This is a genomic window from Pseudonocardia humida, from assembly GCF_023898865.1.
GTDB classification, from domain to species: domain Bacteria; phylum Actinomycetota; class Actinomycetes; order Mycobacteriales; family Pseudonocardiaceae; genus Pseudonocardia; species Pseudonocardia humida.
This window is the reverse complement of the sequence record NZ_JAGSOV010000059.1, coordinates 32,129-53,409: the sequence shown is the minus strand read 5'-3', so window position 1 is coordinate 53,409 and position 21,281 is coordinate 32,129. Positions and strand designations below refer to the sequence as shown.

Genomic DNA, 21,281 nt, shown 5'->3' with positions numbered 1-21,281 from the left:
GGGGCGCGCGTGGGGAGCCACCTTCACGTCCTCTCTGCGACCGCATCGGCCGCCACCGCCGCCCGCGGGCCGGAGCCGGCAAGCACGGCGCCGATCGCCCGGGCCAGCGCCACCGGGTCGTGCCGGGGCACGACCGGGTCGGCGGCGGCGACCGGGGCCGTGTGGACCCGACCGCCCGGGGAGAGCACCGCGCGCGCGGCACGGCCCAACCGGTCCGGGAGCGGGACCGCCGCCTCGTCGGCGATCACCGCGTCCACCCTGAGCTCGGGGGCGTGCTCCGAGAGTACGGCCAGGTGCTGCTCCGGGGAGAACCCGGCGGTCTCCCCCGGCTCCGGGACCAGGTTCAACACCACGACCTTGCGCGCGCGGGTGGTGACGAGCGCCTCGCGCAGGTCGGGCACCAGAAGGTGCGGGATCACGCTGCTGAACCACGAGCCCGGCCCCAGCAGCAGCACATCGGCGGCGTGCACCGCCTCGAGCACCTCCGGGCACGCCGAGGGCCGCTCGGGGCGCAGGTGCACCCGGCGGACCCGCCCGGGCGTCGAGGCGACGGCCACCTGTCCCCTGATCCGGTACTCCTCGTCGGGCGTGTCGCCCAGCCCCGAGACGTCGGCCTCGATGTCGAGCGGGTCGCAGCTCATCGGCAGCACCCGCCCGCGCAGGCCGAGCAGCGCGCCCACCTCGTCGAGCGCGGCCACCGGGTCGTGCAGCACCTCGATCAGGCCGGCGATCAGCAGGTTGCCCACGGCGTGCCCGGCGAGCGCGCCGGTGCCGCCGAAGCGGTGCTGCACCACCGAGGCCCAGCGCCGCCCGCCGTCGTCGGGCGCGGCCAGCGCGGCCAGCGCCATCCGCAGGTCGCCGGGCGGGAGCACGCCCAGCTCACGGCGCAGCCTGCCCGACGAGCCGCCGTCGTCGCCGACCGTGACGACGGCGGTGACGTGGTCGGTCAGCAGCCGCAGGGCCGAGAGCGTGGCGTGCAGGCCGTGCCCGCCGCCGAGCGCGACGGCGCGCACCTCCGCGGTGCTCACTCGCGCCCCAGGTCGCGGTGGGTGACGTTGACGACCACGCCCTCCGAGCCGGCCAGCCGCTTGGCCATCTCCTCGCTGATCGCCACGCTGCGGTGCTTGCCGCCGGTGCAGCCGATCGAGACGGTGAGGTAGCGCTTGCCCTCGCGCCGGTAACCGGCCCCGACCAGGCCGAGCAGCTCGAGGTAGCGGGCGATGAACTCCTCGGCGCCGTCCTGGCTGAGCACGTAGTCGCGGACCTGCTCGTCCCGGCCGGTGTGCTCGCGCAGCTCGGGGATCCAGAACGGGTTGGGCAGGAAGCGCACGTCGACCACGAGGTCGGAGTCCATCGGCAGGCCGTACTTGTAGCCGAACGAGACCAGCGTGACCCGGGTGGCCTGCAACGACTCGGCGCCGAACGCGTGCTCCAGGGTGGCCCGCAGCGCCGGGACCGCCGTCGTGGAGGTGTCGATGACGAGGTCGGCGCTCTCGCGCAGCGTGCGCAGCAGGTCGCGCTCGGCGGCGATGCCGTCGACGAGCCTGCCGTCGCCCTGCAGCGGGTGGCTGCGGCGCACCTGCTCGAAGCGGCGCACCAGCACCGCGTCGGAGGCCTCCAGGAACAGCAGCCGGGGCTTGTAGCCGCGGGTGTCGAGGTCCTTCATGACCGCGCCGAGGTCGGTGGAGAACGCCCGGCTGCGCACGTCCATGACGACCGCGATGCGGGTGATCTCGCCGCGCGCGCGGGAGCCGAGGTCGACCATCGTGGCGATCAGCTCGGGCGGCAGGTTGTCCACCACGAACCAGCCCAGGTCCTCCATGACCTTGGCCGCGGTGCTGCGCCCCGCCCCGGACAGCCCGCTGATCAGCGCGACCTCGATGCCGCCGCGCTCGGTGGCGCCGCGCTCACCGGCCTGCACGCCGCCGCGGGTGGTGCGGTCCTCCCAGTCCGGGCCCTGGACCTCGCGGTCGTGCGGGTCGGCGGCGGCCGGGTCGATCCCGTCGGCCGCGCTCACGACGCCCCCGCCCCGGCGCCGGTCGGCTGGGACCGGTCGGACCCGCCGTCGGCGGGCGGGTCGAGCCGCTCGGGCGCCTGCAGGGCCGCGAGCACCGCGGCGGCCGTGCGCTTGCCGAAGCCGGGCAGCGCGGCGATCTCGTCGACGTCCGCGGCGCGCAGCCTGCGCACCGAGCCGAAGTGCTTGATCAACGTGGCTCGGCGGGTCGGCCCGAGCCCGGGGACGGCGTCCAGATCCGAACTGGTCATACCCTTGGAACGGCGCTGGCGGTGATAGGTGATGGCGAAGCGGTGGGCCTCGTCGCGGACCCGCTGCAGCAGGAACAGCCCGTCACTGGTGCGCGACATGATCACCGGGTCGGGGTCGCCCGGCAGCCAGATCTCCTCCAGCCGCTTGGCCAGCCCGCACACGGCGACGTCGGTGATGCCGAGCTCGGCCATGACGTCCGCGGCCGCCTCGACCTGCGGCGGGCCGCCGTCGACCACCAGCAGGTTCGGCGGGTAGGCGAACTTCCGCGGCCGGCCCGTGTCGGGATCGATACCGGGTCGGTGGGTGGCGGTGGCGGCGGGCGGGCTGATATCGGGAGGTTCGCCCTCGCCGGCCCCGGCGTTACCCCCGCCGCGCGGATCGTCACCCTCCGCTTCCACACCCGCCGACTCCACACCCTCCGCTTCCGCGCGGTCGGTCGCGGTCTCGGCGAGGTAGCGGCGGAACCGCCTGCGCACGACCTCGGCGATCGCCGCCACGTCGCCGCCCTCGGCGCCGCCGCGGATCTCGAAGCGGCGGTACTCCGACCGGCGCGAGAGCCCGTCCTCGAAGACCACCAGCGAGGCGACGACGTCGCTGCCCTGCACGTGGCTCACGTCGACGCACTCGATCCGCAGCGGGGCGCCGTCGAGCCCGAGCGCGTCCTGGATCTCCTGCAGCGCGGCCGAGCGGGCGGTCAGGTCGCTGGCCCGGCGCAGCTTGTGCTGGGTGAACGCCTCGGCGGCGTTGCGCCTGACCGTCTCGGCCAGCGCCCGCTTGTCGCCGCGCTGGGGCACCCGGATCTGCACCCGCGAGCCGCGCAGCCCGGACAGCCAGTCGGTCAGCGGGTCGAGCTCGGCGGGCAGCTCGGGCACCAGGATCTCGCGCGGGACCGGCTGGTGGGCGTCGTCGGCCGCCTCGGCCAGCGCGGCCTGCTCGCCGTAGAACTGGATGAGGAACCGCTCCACCAGCGCCCGGGTGTCGGTCGGCTCGACCTTGTCGATGACCCAGCCGCGCTGGCCGCGCACCCGGCCCCCGCGCACGTGGAAGACCTGCACGGCCGCCTCCAGCTCGTCGTCGGCGAACGCGACCACGTCCGCGTCGGTGCCGTCGCCCAGCACGACGGCCTGCTTCTCCATCGCCCGGCGCAGCGCGCCGATGTCGTCGCGCAGCCGGGCGGCCCGCTCGAACTCCAGCTCCTCGGAGGCCGCGGCCATCCGCCGCTCCAGCTCGCGCACCAGCCGGTCGGTCCGCCCGGACAGGAAGTCGCAGAAGTCGTCGACGATGTCGCGGTGCTGCTCGGCGCTGACGGTGCCCACGCAGGGCGCCGAGCACTTGTCGATGTAGCCCAGCAGGCACGGCCGCCCGATCTGGCCGTGCCGCTTGAACACCCCGGCGCTGCAGGTGCGCGCCGGGAAGACGCGCAGCAGCTGGTCGAGGGTCTCGCGGATGGCCCAGGCGTGGGCGTAGGGACCGAAGTAGCGCACGCCCCGGCGCCGGGGACCGCGGTAGACGTGCAGCCGGGGGAACTCCTCGTCCATGGTCACCGCGAGGACGGGGTAGGTCTTGTCGTCGCGGTAGCGGACGTTGAACCGGGGGTCGAACTCCTTGATCCAGTTGTACTCCAGCTGGAGCGCCTCGACCTCGGTGGTGACGACCGTCCACTCCACGCGCGCCGCCGTGGTGACCATCTGGCGGGTGCGGGGGTGCAGACCGGACAGGTCGGCGAAGTAGGAGTTCAGCCGCTGGCGCAGGCTCTTGGCCTTGCCCACGTAGATGACGCGGCCGCGGGGGTCGGAGAAGCGGTACACCCCGGGCGCCTCCGGGATGGACCCGGGCGCTGGGCGGTACGTGGCGGGATCTGACATGGCCACGCCAGCCTAGGCCGGTGCACCGACGGGGCGCGCCGAGACCACTGCCCCGCGGTTGTCGGACGGCGGTGGTAGGACTCTCCCCGACGACGAACGGTTGTTCGAGCGCGGGGTTCGGGGGTTGACGATGGGGTTCGACAAGCTCGAGGTGGTGCGCAAGCTGCTGGCCAAGGCCGAGCGCGCGGCCACCCCCGAGGAGGCGGCCAGCTACACCGACAAGGCCGTGCAGCTCTCGGCGCGCCACGGCATCGACGCGGCCCTGCTCGCCGCCGCCGACCCCGGCCGCGACCACCCCCGCGCCCAGCGCATCCCCGTGCACGACCCGTACAGCGCGGGCAAGGCGCGGCTGCTCGCCTGGACCGCGACGGCGTTGGGCTGCCGCGCCGTGCTGCACCAGGCGCGCGGCGGGCGGGTGGGCGCGGTCAGCGTGGTCGGGTTCGCCGCCGACCGCGAGCGCGTGGAGCTGCTCTACACCTCGTTGCTGCTGCAGGCCGGCGCGCAGCTCGCCCGCCAGCGCCCGCCGGCGGGCGAGTCGGTGGCGGCGTACCGCCGGTCGTGGCTGCACGGGTTCGCGGTGCAGGTCCACCGGCGGTTGAGCGAGGCCGAGCGCGGCGCAGCCGAGGCCGGGCCCGGGCCGGGTGCCCCGACCTCGACCGCGGTCGCGCTGGCCGAGCGGGCCGCCCGCGTCGAGTCCGCGTTCGCCGCCGCCTTCCCCGCCCCCGAGCCCGCCCGCGGGCGGTCGCTGTCCGGGTCGGGGTACGGGCCCGGGACCGCGGCCGGTGAGCGGGCCGACCTCGGCGGCACCGGGCTGGCCGCCCGACCGCGCGGGCGGATCGGCGCGTGAGCCTCAGGCGGGCAGGTCGAGCAGGTGCTTGACCACGTCGTCGAGGCGCTCGGCCACCACGTGCGGCCGGGCGACCGTGTCGGGCACCCGCCCCTCCAGCCGCGTCGCCATCGCCCCCACCAGGCCGGCGCGCACGGCCCCGTGCACGTCCCAGGAGTGCACGGAGATCAGGGCCGTGCGGTCGACCGGGGTGTCGGCGCGCTGGCAGGCCCACGTGTAGACCCGCCCCGGCGGCTTGAACGAGTGGATCTCCTCGGTCGACAGCAGCCCGCGCATGTAGGTGCGCAGCCCGGCGCCGTCGAGGGCCTCGCGGGCCACCGCCGCGGTGCCGTGGGTGAACGCGTAGACCGGGATGCGGGCCCTGGCCAGCGCCATCAGCGCGGGCTCGGCGTCCTCGTGCGGCGGCAGCTCGCGGAACCCCTCGATCACGTGGTCGAGTGCCGGTTCGGACAGCGTGTGCCCGGTGGTGGTGCGCAGCGCCGCCCTGGCCACCTCGCCGAACGGCCGCACCCCGCCGGCCAGGGTCAGCGCCATGCCGTCGCGCAGGGTGCGGGCGAAGAACAGGTCGCACTCGTGCTCGGGGCGGCCCACGTCGACGAAGCGCTCGCGCAGCGCGTCGACCCGCAGCACCGTCTCGAAGACGTCCAGCAGGACGGCCCGCGGCCTGCGGTCCACCGCCCGGACGCGGTCGGTCGACACCCCCGACTCGGCCATGCTCGCCTCACCTCCACGACACCGCGCGCCCCGCGGACGCCGCCGGTGCGGTTCCCGACCTCCCCGGCGGTCCCGGCCGCCGCGGTGGGAGATCGTCCCGCCGCGTTACGCGGCGGGGCCGGCGCGCTCCGGTCGGTAGCGCCGAACCGCCCTCAGCACGCGCCGAACATACAGCCCGCGCAGCGGCGCGAGGGCGTAGCCGGGGTAGCTGGCCAGCCAGGCCGCGCTGCCCAGGCTCACCGCGTCGGCCCCGGCCCAGAAGTACTCCCGGCAGTCGGCCGCGTTGCGGATGCCGCCGGTGGCGATCACCGGCAGGGTGATGCCGGCCTCGCGCAGCTCGGAGACCACCCGCAGTCCGATCGGCTTGATCGCCCGGCCGGACAGCCCGCCGTAGCGGTTGGCCAGCCACGGCCGCCCGGTGCGCGGGTCGAGCCGCAGCGCCTTCACGGTGTTGATCGCGGTCAGCCCGGACACCCCGGCCGCCACGGCCTGCTTGGCGTTGCGCAGGTAGTCGTAGTCGGGCGAGAGCTTGAGCAGCACGGGGTGCGCGCTGCGGGGCACGGCCTCGTCGAGCACGGACTGCAGGATCGCCGAGAAGTCGAAGTTGACGTTGTGGCAGGAGACGTTGAACTCCACGGCGGCGATGTCGCCCGCCGGCACCGCGGCGTTGACCTTGTCGACCAGGGTGACGAACTCCTCGGCGGAGAACCCGCCGACCGAGATGATCGTGCGCTGGTCGCGGGTGCGCGGGTAGTAGTCGCGCAGGTAGGCGTCGATGCCCACGTTGCACCACCCGAACGCGTTGAGCCAGCCGCCGTCGACGCCGCGCAGCACCGTGCCGTAGCGGCGCAGCAGGCCGGGCAGCTCGGCGAGCCGGTAGTCCTCGCGGGTGCTGAAGTGCCCCTCGCGCGGCTCGACGGTCAGCGTCCGGGTGGTCACCGCCCCGAACTCCGACAGCGGCACGAACAGCGACACCGGGCTCATGCCGTAGGGCAGCAGCGGCGCGTTCGACACCCCGTAGCCCAGCAGGCTCGACGAGGTGACCAGCCGGTTGCGCAGCACGATGTCGCCCAGGCGCACCTCGTCGGGTCCCCGGTCGGAGCGGGCGCGGGCGGTCGGGGAGGTGGGGGTGCGCAGCACGGGGCCGATGCTACGTGCGCGGCGGGTGGGCCGCGCTCAGCGCGCCCGCGAGGCGGCGTGCAGGGCGCGCAGCCGGGTGATCCCCTCCACGGCGCGGCCGCGGTCGGCGGCCTGCAGGGCCAGCACCGGCACGTACTCGTAGTCGGGCAGGTCGAGGCGGGCCCAGGAGGCGCCGTCGGGGAAGGACACGCGCTGCACGTCGGCCCAGTCGAAGCGGCGGGTGCCCAGGGTGTTGCGCACCTCGACGCCGCGGGCGTCGGCGCGCACGCGGGGCCGGGCCAGCAGCAGCACGCCCCCGGCCAGCAGCACGCCCAGCAGCACCATGGCCACCTGGTCGGCGAGGCGGAAGTAGACCCCGGTCGGGCTGTTGCGCAGCACGACCGCGATCGCCACGAACAGCCCGAGCAGCACGACCGCGCCGATCACCGACAGGACCACGGCCCGCCACGGGCGCAGCACCAGCACCTCGCCGGTGGCCGGCGGCGCCGCCGGCTCCTCCGCGGCGCTCACGACCCGTCCCGCAGGGCGCGCAGCACCAGCGCGGTGCGCAGCGCCGCCTCGCACGCCTCGGCGCCCTTGTCCTCGGCCGCCCCCGGGCCACCGGCCCGGTCGACGGCCTGCTCCAGGGTGTTGCAGGTCAGCACGCCGTTGCCGACGGGCACCCGGGCGTCGAGCGAGACCCGGGTCAGCCCCGCGGTCACCGCGTCGCAGACGTACTCGAAGTGCGGGGTGCCGCCGCGGATCACCACGCCGAGCCCGACCACCGCGTCGTGGGTGGCGGCCAGCTGCTGGCAGACGACCGGCAGCTCGATCGTGCCCGGGACGCGGACCACCGTGGGCTCGGCGATACCGGCCTTCTGCGCGGTCGCCACCGCCCGCTCCAGCAGCAGGTCGACCAGCTCGGCGTGCCAGCTCGCCGCGGCGATGCCCAGCCGCAGTCCCGAGCCGTCCAGCCCGTCGTCGGGTCCTGGTCGCCCCTCGCCGCTCATCCGTGCGTGCTCCTAGTCCGTGTTGGGGTGCGTCTCTTCGAGGACCTCGACGGCCGAGCCCTCACCGAGCCCGGGCAGGTCGTGGCCCATCCGGTCGCGCTTGGTGCGCAGGTAGCGCATGTTGTCGGGCCCGGCGCGGCCCGGCAGCGCCACCCGGCCGGTGATGGTCAGGCCGTAGCCCTCCAGCCCGGCGCGCTTGTCCGGGTTGTTGGTCAGCAGGCGCATCGACCGCACACCGAGGTCCACCAGGATCTGCGCTCCGATGCCGTAGTCGCGGGCGTCGGCGGGCAGGCCGAGCGCCAGGTTGGCGTCCACCGTATCGGCCCCGGCCTCCTGGAGCTGGTAGGCCTGCAGCTTGTGCAGCAGGCCGATGCCCCGACCCTCGTGCCCGCGCATGTAGAGCACCACGCCGCGGCCCTCCTCGGCCACCGCGGCCAGCGCGGCGTCGAGCTGGGGGCCGCAGTCGCAGCGCAGCGAGCCGAAGACGTCGCCGGTGAGGCACTCGGAGTGCACCCGCACGAGCACCTCCTCGCCGTCGCCCTCGGCGGTGGCGATGTCGCCGCGGACCATGGCGATGTGCTCGACGCCGTCGAGCAGCGAGTCGTAGCCGTAGGCGATGAACTCGCCGTGCGCGGTCGGGATGCGGGCCTGGGCCACCCGGACCACGTGCTTCTCGAAGCGGCGGCGGTAGGCGATCAGGTCGGCGATGGTGATCATCGTCAGGTCGTGGTCGGCGGCGAACACGGCGAGCTCGTCGCCGCGGGCCATCTCGCCCTCGTCCTTCTGGGAGACCAGCTCGCACAGCGCGCCCGCCGGCGTGAGCCCGGCCAGCCGGGCCAGGTCGACCGCGGCCTCGGTGTGCCCGGGACGGCGCAGCACGCCGCCCTCGCGGGCGCGCAGCGGCAGCACGTGGCCGGGGCGGACGAGGTCCTGCGGGCCGGTCGCCGGGTCGGCGAGCAGCCGGATGGTGTGCGCGCGGTCGGCTGCGGAGATGCCGGTGGTGATGCCGGCCTTGGCGTCCACGGTCACGGTGAAGGCGGTGCGGAAGCTGTCGGAGTTGGTGTGGTGCATCGGCGGCAGGTCGAGCCGGTCGCACTCGGTCTCGGTGAGCGCCACGCACACGTAGCCCGACGTGTAGCGGACCATGAACGACAGCAGCTCCGGGGTGGCCATCTCCGCGGCGAAGATGAGGTCGCCCTCGTTCTCGCGGTCCTCGTCGTCCACGACCAGCACGCACTTGCCCGCCTTGAGGTCGGCGACGGCGCGCTCGATCATCTCGAAACCGACGCTGCGGTCCCCCGCGACGGGCCCGTCCGACTGCACACTCATCTGGAACCGTCCTCCTCGCCGACCCCGCGACGGCCACCGCCGCGCCGCGGCCGCTCCACGTACTTCGTGGGCACCGCCGACCCAAGGGGCATGCCCACCAGGGTAGATCCTGGTCGCACGTGAGCGGCGTGACACGCAATACGCTCAACCGGACCTAGACGGTGGGGCTACTCGTCGTCCGTCTCACGCGCGGCCCGCAGTTGCTCCTGGACCTCCGACCAACGGAACCGGTACCGGCCACCCATGGTCGTCACGGCCGGGGTGAGTCGACCCTGTCGGACCCATGCGCTGATCGTCGCGACCGCGACACCGAGCCGCTTCGCCACGTCACCGGACGTCAACAGCGGGTCATCGCGTTCCCGCTGGTCACCACCCATGACGATCACGCTATCCGCGCGATACGCACGATGAGCGATCATCATGCGATCGATGACAAACGCGGTCAACATAGCCAAAATAGCCAATGTCCGGTTTACTGACCCGGCTGGAATACAGCGAGCCCCGGTCGGCGCTGCAACCGCCGACCGGGGCTCTTGATCCACTCGGTCAGGAGTGAACCCGTGCCCGAACCTACCGCCGACACCGATCGGCGCACCGACATCACGATCACCGGCGGACCCGGTGGGTGGACCATCCGCTCCCGCGACGGGCGGCGCTGCTCCGAGGTGCTCGACGACGCCACCGCCCGCCACTACTGCCGGCTCATGGGCATCGGCTTCCCCGGGGACCGGCCGTGACCGACCCGGACGCCGGAGCTCTCTTCCGGGGGTTCGCCGAACAGCTCTCCCCGTTCCTCGCCACGTGGCAGGACCTCATCCGGTCGCACACGCGGTCGGGTTCCGGGCACTGCGCCGCACCGGAGTGCGCGCGGCCCGGCTACGGCAGCCACGACTTCATCCCCTACCCGTGCGGGGTGCGGGCGGTCGCCGAAGCCGCACGTGCGCACCACTCGGCGGGGTGCGGCGAGCGGCGCGTAGCGGTCAGCGGAGGGTGAGCCGCTCCACGTACTTCGCGACGACGTCGACCTCCAGGTTGACGGTGTCGCCGGGCTCGCGGGCGCCGAGCGTGGTCTCGGCCAGGGTCGTGGGGATCAGCGCCACGGAGAACGTGTCGTCGGTCACCCCTGCCACGGTGAGCGACACGCCGTCGACCGCGATCGAGCCCTTGAGGGCCACGTACCGGGCCAGGTCGACGGGCAGGCTGAAGGTCAGCTCGTCGCTGCGCTCCCCCGGCGTGCGGGTGAGCAACGTCGCCACGCCGTCGACGTGGCCCTGCACGATGTGCCCGCCCAGGCGCCCGCCGACCGGGACCGCGCGCTCCAGGTTGACCTTCGCGCCGGGCGCCGCGGCGGCCAGGCTGGTGCGCTTGAGGGTCTCCGGGACCAGCTCGACGGTGAACGTGCCGTCGGCGGTGCCGCCGCCCGGGGCGGTCACCGCGTCGATCACCGTCAGGCAGACGCCGTTGACCGCGATCGAGTCGCCGTGGCGGGCGTCGGTGGTGACCGTGGGGCCGCGCACCGTGAGCACCGCGACCTCGGCGCTCTCCCGCACCGCCAGCACCTCGCCGATCTCCTCGACGATCCCGGTGAACACTATGGTCTCCCCTCCGGCCGGCACCCCGTGCCGACTACAACCGCGCAGCGTGCGCGGACGATTCCCGATCCGGCGGGCCGACCGCCCGGCCGAGGTCTCACGCCGACCACCCGCGGTGGGGCGCGGCCGCGGCGATCTGCTCGCGCATCGCTCGCACCGCCGCGTCGGGCCGGTCGGCGCCGTAGACGGCCGAGCCCGCCACGAAGCAGTCCACCCCGGCCTCGGCGGCGGCCTCGACGGTCTCGGTGTTGATGCCGCCGTCGATCTCGACCAGCAGCGTGAGGTGGCCGGTGTCGACCAGGCGCCGGGCGGTGCGCACCTTGTCGAGCACCTCGGGCATGAACTCCTGGCCGCCGAAGCCGGGCTCGACGCTCATCACCAGCAGCGTGTCGTAGTGGCGCAGGACGTCGAGGTGGGGCTCCAGCGGCGTGCCCGGCTTCATCGACAGCCCGGCCTTGGCCCCGGCCGCGCGCAGGTCCTTGGCCAGGGCGATCGGGTCCTTCGCCGCCTCGACGTGCACGGTGACGTTGTGCGCGCCCGCCTCGGCGTAGCCGACCGCCCAGCGGTCCGGGTCGTCGATCATGAGGTGGCAGTCGAGCGGGAGGTCGGTCGCCGCGCGCAGCGAGGTCACGACGGGCAGCCCGATGGTCAGGTTCGGCACGAAGTGCGCGTCCATCACGTCGACGTGCAACCAGTCGGCTCCGGAGCCGGGCTCGCCGCGGACGGCGGCCGCGGCCTCGGCGAGGCGGGCGAAGTCGGCCGCCAGGATGCTCGGGGCGATCATCGGGTGCACGTCGGCGAGATTACGCCGGACCGGTCCGCTCGACCGTGCGCCCTCTGCCGGTGGCGCGGGTCGATCTCGTGCGGTCAGGCGGTGCGCCGCAGCAGCGCCAGGAACATCGCGTCGGTGCCGTGGCGGTGCGGCCACAGCTGCACGGTGGGGCCCTCGCCCAACCCCGGCACGCCGGGCAGCAGCTCCCGCGCGTCCAGCCGCTGCACCCCGGGGTGCTTGCGCAGCACCCCGGAGAGCACGCCGACGGTCTCGGTCAGGTGCGGCGAGCAGGTCACGTAGGCCACCACCCCGCCGGGGCGGACGTGGCGCAGGGCGGCGGTCAGCAGCTCGCGCTGCAGCCTGGCCAGGTCGGACACGTCGTCGGGGCGCCGCCGCCAGCGCGCCTCCGGGCGGCGGCGCAGCGCCCCCAGCCCGGTGCACGGGGCGTCGACCAGTACCCGGTCGTAGGCCGCGTCGGGCAGCGGGGCCTCGCGGCCGTCGGCGGTGTGCACGGTGACCGGCAGGCCGTCGACCGCGCGGCGGACCATCTCGGCGCGGTGCTCGGCCGACTCCACCGCGTCCAGCTCGACGCCGTCCATCGCGGCCAGCCCGCCCAGCAGCACGGCCTTGCCGCCCGGCCCGGCGCACAGGTCGAGCCAGCGGCCGGTGGGCTCCCCCTCGGTCGGCGCGTCGGCCAGCGCCAGCGCGACCAGCTGGCTGCCTTCGTCCTGGACGACGGCGAGCCCCTCTGACACCGCGTCCAGCTCGCCGACCTCGCCGGAGCCGGGTTCCAGGTGCACGCCGAAGCGCGAGTAGGGCGCCTCGGTGCCGCCGGTGACCAGGGCCAGCTCGGCGGCGGTGATGTCGCCGGGACGGGCCAGCAGGTGCACGACCGGGCGGGCGTCGTCGGCGGCCAGCGCCTCGTCGAGCTCGGCGGTGCCGCCCAGCGCGTCGGCGAAGGACTGGGCGATCCAGCGGGGGTGGGAGTGCGCCATGGCGGCGTGCCCGACCGGGTCCTCGGCGGCGTCCGGGGCGAGCTTGGCCACCCAGGCCCGCTCGTCGAGCTCGCCGACGCGGCGCAGCACCGCGTTGACGAACCCCGCCGAGCGGCTGCCCGCCTCCACCCGGACCAGCTCCACGGTGGTGTCGACGGCGGCGTGCTTGGGCACGCGGGTGCGCAGCAGCTGGTAGGCGCCCAGGCGCAGGGCGTCGAGCAGGGCGAGCTCGACCTTGGCCAGCGGGCGATCGATGCAGGCGCCGAGCACGGCGTCGAGCAGGCCGGTGGCGCGCAGGGTGCCGTAGCCCAGCTCGGTGGCCAGCCCGGCGTCGCGCCCGCTCAGCCGGTGGCGGCGCAGGATGGCGGGCAGGGCCAGGTTGGCGTAGGCGTCGCGGACCCGCACGGCGGTGAGCAGCTCCAGCGCCGCCTGCCGGGCCGGGTCGACCTCGGGCGGGCGCGGCGGGCCGCTGCGGCCGCGGGGCGGGCCGGCGCCGCGGGGCCCGGCCGGGCGTGCGCGCCGGGCCCCGTCGCGCCCGTCGCGGCGGGGGTTGCCCCGTCGTGGTGCCGTCACGCCAGCAGCTCCCCGGTCTCGATCCGCACGCCGCGCGCCCAGTCGGACGCGGGCATCGCCCGCTTGCCCTGCGGGCGCACCTCACCCAGCCGCACCGCGCCGGTGGCGGTGCCGACCAGCAGCCGCCGCTTCCCGACGTCGAGCTGACCGGGCTTGAGCTCCGGCGCCTCGGCGCCGGTGTCGGCGCCGACCGGGCCCAGGCCCAGCCGCTCGCCGCGGAACGTCGTCCAGGCCCCGGGCTCGGGGGTGACCGAGCGGACGAGGCGGTCGACGGCGGTCGCGGGCAGCGTCCAGTCGACGCGGGCGTCGTCGACGGTGACCTTGGGGGCGTGCGACACGCCGTCCGCGGGCTGCGGGCGCGCCCGGAGGGTGCCGTCGGCGATCCCGTCCAGGGTGGCGAGCAGCAGCCGGGCCCCGGATTCCGCGAGCCGGTCGAGCAGCGCACCCGCGGTGTCGGCGGGCCGGACGGCCTCGGTGACCACGCCGTAGGTGGGCCCGGTGTCCAGGCCCTCCTCCAGCCGGAACGTCGTGGCCCCGGTGACCTCGTCGCCCGCGCGCACGGCCGCCTGCACCGGCGCGGCGCCGCGCCAGGCGGGCAGCAGCGAGAAGTGCAGGTTGACCCAGCCGTGGCGGGGCACGTCCAGCGCGGCCCTGGGGACCAGCGCGCCGTAGGCCACCACCGGGCAGCAGTCCGGGGCCAGCTCGCCCAGCCGGGCCAGGAACTCCGGCTCGGACGGGCGGCGCGGGGTGAGCACCGGCACGCCCGCGGCGTCGGCCAGCTCCCCCACCGGGGAGCGCGCGGTCCGCCTGCCGCGGCCCTTCGGCGCGTCCGGGCGGGTCACCACGGCGACGACCTCGTGGCGGGGCGAGTCGAGCAGCGCCCGCAGCGAGGGCACCGCGGGCGCGGGGGTGCCGGCGAAGACCAACCGCACGCCGCTACCTCGCCTTCCCGAACAGCGGGTGCGGGCTGACCTTGATCACCGGGGCGACCACCGGCACCGGCTCGCCGAACCACTCCGCCGCGCGGATCTCGGCCATCGCCTGCTTGCGCGTCGCCGCGTCGAGCCGGTCGACGAAGAGCACGCCGTCGAGGTGGTCGGTCTCGTGCTGGATGCAGCGGGCCAGCATCTCGGTGCCCTCCACGGTGACCGGCTCGCCGTGCTGGTCCCAGCCCCTGGCCACCACGTGCAGGTGGCGGCGGCACTCCCAGCGCAGGCCGGGGATGGACAGGCAGCCCTCCGGGCCGACCTGCTCCTCCTCGCCGACCACGTCGAAGCTCGGGTTGACCAGGTGCCCGGAGATGCCGTCGACGTCGTAGGTGAACACCCGCAGCCCCACCCCGAGCTGCGGTGCGGCGAGGCCGGCGCCGCCTTCGTCGTGCATGGTGTCGGTCAGGTCGGCGACCAGCTTGCGCAGCTCCGCGTCGAAGGTGGTGACCTCGACGGCGGGGGTGCGCAGCACCGGGTCGCCGAAGAGCCGGACGGGCTGGACGGACACGGGGCTCCTCGATGCGGGGAACGGGATCGGGTGAGCCGGCGGGACGGGGCCGCGGGCGACCCGTCGATTCTGCCACGCGGCCGGCGGCGGGATCGGGGCGCTCGGGCCGTCGGGCCGGGCGTCCTCGCAGGGGCGGCACGGTCTTCGCAGGTGCGGTGGCCCTTGCGAGGACCACGACCACTCTGCGAGGACGAGCCGGGGGCGGGCGGGATCAGCCGATCTCGACCGGGTCGAGCCGGACGCGCACGGGGTCGGTGGCCTTGCGGGTGCTGCGCGCGGCCTGCGCCTCGTGCAGGACCGCGGCGAGCGCCTTGCCGCGCGCGCGCGGGACGCGCAGCAGGGCCCGCTCGCGGGGGCCCGCGTCGTCCGGGGGCGGAGTGCCCGATGGTGCGGCGCCGTCGGCGGTGGTCGGCTCGTCGAGCTCGACCGGCCCCAGCACCTCGACGTCGGACGGCACCGCCGCCAGCACCTCGGCGACCGCGCGGGCGCCGCCCTCGACCGCGGCCATCCGCACGGCGGGCGGGAACCCCACCTCGTCGCGCCCGGCCAGCTCGACGCCGGCGTGCCAGACCGGGTCCCAGCGCAGCAGCGCCTGCACGACCGGCTGGCCCGCCTCGGCGCCGACGACGACCCGCCCGCCCGCCCCGTGCGGCACGACCAGGGCCGCGGCGGCCAGCCAGCGGCGCAGGGTCTCCTCGGCGACGCGCAGGTCGGGTCGGGACAGCATCGCCCAGCCGTCGAGCAGGAGGGCGGCGCCGTAGCCCGCCGGGCCGCCCGCGACGCGGGGCTCGGCGCCCGGCGTGGCCACCACGAGCGCCGCCGAGGCGGGCACCTCGGCCAGCACCGGGGCACCGCCGCCGGAGGCCCGCACGGTGGTCCCGGGGAAGGCGCGCCCCAGCTCCTCCGCGGTGCGCCGCGACCCGATCACCCCGGCGCGCAGCCGGCGCGAGCCGCACCCCGCGCAGCGGTAGGTGGCCTCGGTGCGCCCGCACCAGCGGCACCGGGGCAGCCCCGCCGTGGGCGCGCCGTCGGCGTCCTGGCCCGCGACCAGCGCCAGCGGCCCCGCGCAGTGCCGGCAGCGGGCGGTCTCCCGGCAGGAGCCGCAGGCCAGCCAGGGCAGGTACCCCGCACGCGGCACCTGCACCAGCACCGGGCGCCCGGCGCCGAGGGCGGCGCGGGCCGCGTCGAACGCCGCCTGCTGCAGCCGGGCGCCGGGCTCGTCGGGGTGCCGGGCGCGCACCTCGTCCTCGGCCATCGGCAGCACCCGCGGCATGGCGGCGCGCACCGCGGCCCGGTCGGCCACGACCTCGCTGGCCCAGCCCGACTCCACCAGCAGGTGCGCCTCCGCGGTGCGGGCGAAGCCCCCGACCAGCAGCGCGGCCCCGGCGTCGTGCGCGCGCAGCACCAGCACGTCGCGGACCTGGGGGTAGGGCGCGCGGGGCTCGGCGTGCAGGTCGTCGCCGTCGTCCCAGACGGCGAGCAGGCCGAGCCGGTGCACCGGCGCGAACGTCGCCGAGCGGGTGCCCACCACCAGCGGCACCTGCCCGCGGCGCACCGCCAGCCAGCGCCGGTAGCGCTCGGCCGGGCCGACCTCCGCGGTGAGCGCGACGACCGCGTCGGCGCCGACCAGCGCGGCGCAGGCCGCGTGCAGGGCCTCGACGTCGCGCTGGTCGGGCACCACGAGCAGGGCGCCGCGCCCGGCCGACAGCGTGGACGCGGCGGCCTCGGCCAGCCGGGCCGCCCAGTCCTCCCCCGGCAGCGGCTGCCACACCGCGTGCGCCGCCCGGCCGCCGGCCAGCGCGTCGAGCAGGGCCGGGCCGCGGGGGTAGCGGGCCCAGCTCGCGGCGGGGGGCCGGGTGGGGACGGCGCCCTCGCGGGCCCGCGGCTGCTCGGCCTCGACCCTGGCGTGCCGCGGCGGCACCGCCAGGCGCAGCACGTCGGCCATGACGCCGGAGTAGCGGTCGGCCACGGCCCGGCACAGCGCGGCCACCTCGGCGGTGAGCACGGGCTCGGCCGAGACGACCTTGTCGATCCAGGCCAGCGCGCCCCGGTGGGCCGACTCGGCGACCCGCTCGAGGAGGTAGCCGTCGAGCATGCGCCCGGCGAAGCGCACCCGGACCCGCACCCCGGGCACGGCGGCCTCGGCGAGGTGGGTGGGCACGCGGTAGTCGAAGGGCCGGTCGAGGTGGGCGAGCGGCACGTCGACCGCGACCCGCGCGACCGGCAGCTCGGCGGCGGGCTGCCACTCCCCCCGGTTCACCGCACGCCGACGGGCGGCGGCGGGGACCGGACCGGGGCTCATGGCGCCATCTTCGCGCCCGGCCCCGACAGCCCCGCGCCCCGGGGCGCCGTCGCCCCGGACGCGACCGGGCCCGCGGTCGCGGCCGCGGACCCGGTCGGGCGCTCAAGCGCCGGCGGCCGACTTCAGCGCGTCGGCGCGGTCGGTGCTCTCCCAGGGCAGCTCGACGTCGACCCGACCGAAGTGCCCGTAGGCCGCGGTCTGGGCGTAGATCGGGCGCAGCAGGTCGAGGTCGCGGATGATCGCGGCCGGGCGCAGGTCGAACACCTCGGTGATGGCGCTCTCGATGCGCGCCGGGTCGACGTGCTCGGTGCCGAAGGTCTCGATGAACAGCCCGACCGGGGCCGCCTTGCCGATCGCGTAGGCGACCTGCACCTCGATCCGCTCGGCCAGGCCGGCGGCGACCGCGTTCTTGGCCACCCAGCGCATCGCGTAGGCCGCGGACCGGTCGACCTTGGACGGGTCCTTGCCGGAGAACGCGCCGCCGCCGTGGCGGGCGAACCCGCCGTAGGTGTCGACGATGATCTTGCGACCGGTCAGCCCGGCGTCGCCCATCGGGCCGCCGACGACGAACCGGCCGGTCGGGTTGACCAGCAGCCGCACGTCGGAGCTGTCCAGGCCGAGGGCACCGGTCTCCGGCTCCACCACGTGCTGGCGGATGTCGGGGGCCAGCAGGCCGTCCAGGTCGATGTCGGCGGCGTGCTGGCTGGAGACCACGACGGTGTCCAGCCGGACCGCCTTGTCGCCGTCGTACTCGATGGTGACCTGGGTCTTGCCGTCCGGGCGCAGGTAGGGCAGCACACCCGACTTGCGCACCTCGGTCAGCCGCCGGGCCAACCGGTGGGCCAGCGCGATCGGCAGCGGCAGCAGCTCGGGGGTGTCGGTGTTCGCGTAGCCGAACATCAGGCCCTGGTCGCCGGCGCCCTGGCGGGCGATCTCGTCCTCGCTGGACTCGACGCGGCTCTCGTAGGCCGTGTCGACGCCCTGGGCGATGTCGGCCGACTGCGCCCCGATGGCCACGTTGACCCCGCAGGAGGCGCCGTCGAAGCCCTTGGCCGAGGAGTCGTATCCGATCTCCAGGACCTTGTCGCGCACCAGGGTGGGGATGTCGGCGTAGGCGCTCGTCGTGACCTCGCCGGCGACGTGCACCTGGCCCGTGGTGACCATCGTCTCCACCGCCACCCGGCTGCGCGGGTCCTGGGCCAGCAGCGCGTCGAGGATGGTGTCGCTGATGGCGTCGCACATCTTGTCCGGGTGACCTTCGGTCACCGACTCGCTGGTGAACAACCGCCGGCCTGTGCTCACGCCGTCTCCGTCCGCTCTCGTTCCGACCACTGACGTGGATCGATTCGCCTGCGAGGGTAGTCGACCTCGCGCTGATCACCCGTCCCACGGGATGCCCCGAGGCGCTCAGCCCATCCGGTGGTCCGGACGGGCCTGCCGAGCCCTGCCCCGATCGGCCTCGTCGCCGCGGTCGCTGCCGGCGCGCCGATCAGGCACGGGGGCGCAGGCGGGCGGCGACGGCGTCCCAGACGCGCGAGGCCAGCAGCGCCTTGGAGCCGCTGGGCAGCTCGGTCTCGCCGCCGTCGGCGGCGAGCAGCCAGCCCGCGTTGTCCGCGACCTCGAAGGCCCGCCCGTCGCCCACGGCGTTGACCACGAGCAGGTCGCAGCCCTTGCGGTCGAGCTTGGCCCGCCCGTGGTGCAGCGGGTCGCCGGACTCGTCGCCGGTCTCGGCGGCGAACCCCACCACCACCTGCCCGGGCTCGCGGGCGCCGACCAGCTCGACGAGGATGTCGGGGTTGGTCGTCAGGGCCAGCGGCGGCGGGTCGGCCGCGCCCTTCTTGATCTTGTTGGCGGCGTGCGCCACGGGCCGGAAGTCGGCCACCGCGGCCGCCATCACCACGGCGTCGGCGCCCCGCACGGCGTCGCGCATGGCGTCCCGCAGCTGCAGCGCCGACCCGACCCGGACCACCTCGACCGACGCCGGGTCACCCAGGTCGGCCGTGTGCGCGGCCACGAGCGTGACCCGCGCGCCGCGCTGGGCGGCGACCCGGGCCAGCGCGTAGCCCTGCCGACCGGACGAGCGGTTGCCCAGGTAGCGGACCGGGTCGAGGGCCTCGCGGGTGCCGCCGGCGGACACCACGACGCGGCGCCCGGCCAGGTCGTGGGGCAGCGCGTCGGGGCGCTCCAGCAGCAGCCGCGCCAGCTCGGCGATCTCGGCCGGGTCGGGCAGCCGCCCCGGGCCGGTGTCCTTGCCGGTCAGCCGGCCCGACGCCGGCTCCAGCACCACGACCCCGCGCGAGCGCAGCAGGGCCACGTTGTCGCGGGTGGCCGGGTGCTCCCACATCTCGGTGTGCATGGCCGGGGCGAACAGCACCGGGCAGCGGGCGGTCAGCAGCGAGGCGGTGAGCAGGTCGTCGGCGCGCCCGTGCGCGGCGCGCGCCATGAGGTCGGCGGTGGCCGGGGCCACGACGACCAGGTCGGCCTGCTGCCCCAGGCGCACGTGCTGCACCGACGGGACGTCGGCGAAGACACCGGTGGCGACCGGTCGGCCCGACAGCGCCTCGAAGGTCGCGGCGCCGACGAACTCCAGCGCCGCGGCCGTGGGCAGCACCCGGACCGAGTGGCCCGTCTCGGTGAACCGGCGCAGCAGTTCGGCGCTCTTGTACGCGGCGATGCCGCCGGCCACGCCCAGCAGGACGTTCGGCCGGCGGTCGGGGTCGTTCACCTGGGGCTCCGCGATCGGAGGATCTGCGGCGATCGGGGGGTTACTGCTCGCCCTCGGTGTGCTCGAGCAGGCCGGCCTGGATCTCGCGCATGGCGATCGACAGCGGCTTCTCGCGCGGGCCCGGCTCGACGAGCGGGCCGACGTACTCCAGCAGGCCCTCGCCGAGCTGGGAGTAGTAGTCGTTGATCTGGCGGGCCCGCTTGGCGGCGTAGATCACCAGCGCGTACTTCGAGCTGACCTGGCCGAGCAGGTCGTCGATCGGCGGGTTGGTGATGCCCTCGGGGACGGCACCTGCGACGGGACCGGTCAGCGGCATGCTCACGAAGAAGACTCCTGGGAGGACGTGCGGACGGCCGGCGCCTGAATGGCATCGCCTGGTCCGACCAACAACTCTACCAACGCCGCGGCGACCGCCCGCACGTCGTCGTTCACCAGCGCCACGTCGAACTCGTCACGGGCGGCCAGCTCCTCGGTGGCCGTGCGCAGCCGACGCCGGTACTGCTCCTCGGACTCGGTGCCGCGCCCGCGCAGGCGACGCTCGAGCTCGGCGACGGACGGCGGTTCGACGAAGACCGTGACCGCCTCGGGCACGGTCTCCCGGATGGCCCGGGCCCCGTTGAGGTCGACCTCCACGAGCACCGGACGGCCCTCGGCCAGCGCCCGCTCCACCGGCTCGCGCGGGGTGCCGGAGCGCTGCAGGCCGCCGTGGATCTCGGCCCACTCCAGCAGGGCGCCCTGCTCGATGAGGCGGTCGAACCCGTCGGGGCCGACGAAGTGGTAATCGCGGCCATCGACTTCGCCGCGACGGGGGTCGCGCGTGGTCGCCGAGACGCTGAAGAACAGTTCCGGGAGGCGGGAGCGCAGCTCGGCGACGATGCTGGACTTACCGACGCCGGAGGGGCCGGCCAGCACGACCAGCCGACCCCTACCGACGCCGTTCACCACGGTTGCGCTCTCAGGACTCGAAGTCGGCCAGCAGCGCCTTGCGCTGCCGGTCGCCCAGCCCGCGCAGGCGACGGGACGGGGCGATCTCGAGCCGCTCCATGATCTGCGCGGCGCGGACCTTGCCGACCCCGGGCATCGCCTCCAGCAGCGCCGACACCTTCATCTTGCCCAGCACCTCGTCGGTGTCGGACTGCTTGAGGACCTCACCGATCGTGGTGCCGCCGCGCTTGAGCCTGTCCTTCAGCTCGGCCCGGGCACGGCGCGCCGCAGCCGCCTTCTCCAATGCGGCAGCACGCTGTTCCTCAGTCAGCTGGGGAAGGGCCACGGTCTCCTCCGTCTTTCGGTTCGTGCGGCCTGAGATCCAGGGCGCGTCATATCACCTCGCGGACCAGCCGCTCGGCTTCATCGAACGTACTCACGCCCCGTTCGGGGACGTGAACGGGGGTGCAACCAGTGGGAACGTCCGCGGGGTGCACTCGCGAGTGTGAAATACCACGCCATCCACTTCGGCAGGTCGTTCGAACCGCCCGCTCAGCGCACGGCGGGGACCGCTCCGGGCACGACGCGCCCGGCGGAAACCGGCAGAACGGACGAAAAGTCGATCTCCCCGCGGCCGCGGCGCGGCTCCGCCGGTGCCCGCCGGGACCGCCGATGGCGCCACCGCGACACCGACGCGCCGACTCGGCGGTCGTCGAGCGGACGGCCGCGTCGGCGATCCGACGCTCACCTG

The 21,281-nt window shown here is 75.6% G+C and carries 22 protein-coding genes; 2 read left to right on the top strand and 20 right to left on the bottom strand.

What is annotated here, in order from left to right:
• Positions 1 to 23 precede the first annotated feature (23 nt).
• From KDL28_RS27600 to uvrC, 3 genes are all read right to left on the bottom strand, one after another.
• On the bottom strand, positions 24 to 1,013 hold the full coding sequence (locus KDL28_RS27600) for a gluconeogenesis factor YvcK family protein (RefSeq protein ID WP_252443252.1): 990 nt from the start codon (positions 1,011 to 1,013) through the stop codon (positions 24 to 26).
• A gap of 11 nt (positions 1,014 to 1,024) precedes the next feature.
• On the bottom strand, positions 1,025 to 1,921 hold the full coding sequence (gene rapZ, locus KDL28_RS27595) for an RNase adapter RapZ (RefSeq protein WP_252443250.1): 897 nt from the start codon (positions 1,919 to 1,921) through the stop codon (positions 1,025 to 1,027).
• A gap of 92 nt (positions 1,922 to 2,013) precedes the next feature.
• Entirely contained in the window at positions 2,014 to 4,131 is a 2,118-nt protein-coding gene (gene uvrC / locus KDL28_RS27590) for an excinuclease ABC subunit UvrC (RefSeq protein ID WP_252443134.1), read from the bottom strand.
• Positions 4,132 to 4,261: 130 nt separating this feature from the next.
• Here uvrC and KDL28_RS27585 point away from each other — a divergent pair, with 130 nt between their 5' ends.
• On the top strand, positions 4,262 to 4,978 hold the full coding sequence (locus tag KDL28_RS27585; protein WP_252443132.1) for a DUF2786 domain-containing protein: 717 nt from the start codon (positions 4,262 to 4,264) through the stop codon (positions 4,976 to 4,978).
• A gap of 3 nt (positions 4,979 to 4,981) precedes the next feature.
• Here KDL28_RS27585 and KDL28_RS27580 read toward each other — a convergent pair whose 3' ends face one another.
• The 6 genes from KDL28_RS27580 to KDL28_RS27555 all read right to left on the bottom strand — a co-directional run bounded on the left by KDL28_RS27580 (position 4,982) and on the right by KDL28_RS27555 (position 9,596).
• Entirely contained in the window at positions 4,982 to 5,692 is a 711-nt protein-coding gene (locus tag KDL28_RS27580; RefSeq protein WP_252443130.1) for an HAD family hydrolase, read from the bottom strand.
• A 105-nt stretch (positions 5,693 to 5,797) separates the two neighbouring features.
• Positions 5,798 to 6,832, bottom strand: coding sequence for a beta/alpha barrel domain-containing protein (locus KDL28_RS27575; RefSeq protein WP_252443128.1), 1,035 nt, complete (start codon positions 6,830 to 6,832; stop codon positions 5,798 to 5,800).
• Positions 6,833 to 6,868: 36 nt separating this feature from the next.
• Positions 6,869 to 7,342 carry a PH domain-containing protein gene (locus KDL28_RS27570; RefSeq protein ID WP_252443126.1) on the bottom strand — a complete coding sequence of 158 codons (474 nt, stop codon included), beginning with the start codon at positions 7,340 to 7,342 and terminating at the stop codon, positions 6,869 to 6,871.
• A complete protein-coding gene (ribH, locus tag KDL28_RS27565) occupies positions 7,339 to 7,821 on the bottom strand; it encodes a 6,7-dimethyl-8-ribityllumazine synthase (RefSeq protein ID WP_252443124.1) in 483 nt (160 codons plus the stop codon). The genes KDL28_RS27570 and ribH overlap by 4 nt, the downstream gene beginning before the upstream one ends.
• Before the next feature lie 12 nt (positions 7,822 to 7,833).
• Entirely contained in the window at positions 7,834 to 9,150 is a 1,317-nt protein-coding gene (locus KDL28_RS27560; RefSeq protein WP_256502865.1) for a bifunctional 3,4-dihydroxy-2-butanone-4-phosphate synthase/GTP cyclohydrolase II, read from the bottom strand.
• 167 nt (positions 9,151 to 9,317) lie between these two features.
• On the bottom strand, positions 9,318 to 9,596 hold the full coding sequence (locus tag KDL28_RS27555) for a helix-turn-helix domain-containing protein (RefSeq protein ID WP_252443122.1): 279 nt from the start codon (positions 9,594 to 9,596) through the stop codon (positions 9,318 to 9,320).
• A 114-nt stretch (positions 9,597 to 9,710) separates the two neighbouring features.
• Between KDL28_RS27555 and KDL28_RS27550 the strand changes: the two genes are divergently transcribed.
• Positions 9,711 to 9,887 carry a hypothetical protein gene (locus KDL28_RS27550; protein ID WP_252443120.1) on the top strand — a complete coding sequence of 59 codons (177 nt, stop codon included), beginning with the start codon at positions 9,711 to 9,713 and terminating at the stop codon, positions 9,885 to 9,887.
• Positions 9,888 to 10,130: 243 nt separating this feature from the next.
• Here KDL28_RS27550 and KDL28_RS27545 read toward each other — a convergent pair whose 3' ends face one another.
• From KDL28_RS27545 to mihF, 11 genes are all read right to left on the bottom strand, one after another.
• Entirely contained in the window at positions 10,131 to 10,742 is a 612-nt protein-coding gene (locus KDL28_RS27545) for a riboflavin synthase (protein ID WP_252443118.1), read from the bottom strand.
• Between the two features lie 97 nt (positions 10,743 to 10,839).
• On the bottom strand, positions 10,840 to 11,526 hold the full coding sequence (gene rpe / locus KDL28_RS27540) for a ribulose-phosphate 3-epimerase (RefSeq protein ID WP_252443116.1): 687 nt from the start codon (positions 11,524 to 11,526) through the stop codon (positions 10,840 to 10,842).
• An 83-nt stretch (positions 11,527 to 11,609) separates the two neighbouring features.
• Complete coding sequence (locus tag KDL28_RS27535) at positions 11,610 to 13,082, bottom strand: RsmB/NOP family class I SAM-dependent RNA methyltransferase (protein ID WP_252443114.1); 1,473 nt, start codon at positions 13,080 to 13,082, stop codon at positions 11,610 to 11,612.
• Positions 13,079 to 14,014 carry a methionyl-tRNA formyltransferase gene (gene fmt / locus KDL28_RS27530; RefSeq protein WP_252443112.1) on the bottom strand — a complete coding sequence of 312 codons (936 nt, stop codon included), beginning with the start codon at positions 14,012 to 14,014 and terminating at the stop codon, positions 13,079 to 13,081. The genes KDL28_RS27535 and fmt overlap by 4 nt, the downstream gene beginning before the upstream one ends.
• Before the next feature lie 4 nt (positions 14,015 to 14,018).
• Positions 14,019 to 14,579 carry a peptide deformylase gene (gene def, locus KDL28_RS27525; protein WP_252443110.1) on the bottom strand — a complete coding sequence of 187 codons (561 nt, stop codon included), beginning with the start codon at positions 14,577 to 14,579 and terminating at the stop codon, positions 14,019 to 14,021.
• Between the two features lie 211 nt (positions 14,580 to 14,790).
• Complete coding sequence (locus tag KDL28_RS27520) at positions 14,791 to 16,881, bottom strand: primosomal protein N' (protein WP_252443108.1); 2,091 nt, start codon at positions 16,879 to 16,881, stop codon at positions 14,791 to 14,793.
• Positions 16,882 to 16,983: 102 nt separating this feature from the next.
• Positions 16,984 to 18,183, bottom strand: coding sequence for a methionine adenosyltransferase (metK, locus tag KDL28_RS27515; RefSeq protein WP_308216072.1), 1,200 nt, complete (start codon positions 18,181 to 18,183; stop codon positions 16,984 to 16,986).
• Between the two features lie 187 nt (positions 18,184 to 18,370).
• A complete protein-coding gene (gene coaBC, locus KDL28_RS27510) occupies positions 18,371 to 19,606 on the bottom strand; it encodes a bifunctional phosphopantothenoylcysteine decarboxylase/phosphopantothenate--cysteine ligase CoaBC (RefSeq protein ID WP_252443106.1) in 1,236 nt (411 codons plus the stop codon).
• Between the two features lie 40 nt (positions 19,607 to 19,646).
• Positions 19,647 to 19,922, bottom strand: a complete 276-nt coding sequence (gene rpoZ, locus KDL28_RS27505; RefSeq protein ID WP_252443244.1) for a DNA-directed RNA polymerase subunit omega — start codon at positions 19,920 to 19,922, stop codon at positions 19,647 to 19,649.
• Between the two features lie 2 nt (positions 19,923 to 19,924).
• Positions 19,925 to 20,548, bottom strand: a complete 624-nt coding sequence (gene gmk / locus KDL28_RS27500) for a guanylate kinase (RefSeq protein WP_252443104.1) — start codon at positions 20,546 to 20,548, stop codon at positions 19,925 to 19,927.
• Positions 20,549 to 20,561: 13 nt separating this feature from the next.
• Positions 20,562 to 20,876: an integration host factor, actinobacterial type gene (mihF, locus tag KDL28_RS27495; protein WP_142101581.1), complete on the bottom strand. Its 315-nt coding sequence runs from the start codon at positions 20,874 to 20,876 to the stop codon at positions 20,562 to 20,564.
• Positions 20,877 to 21,281 lie beyond the last annotated feature (405 nt).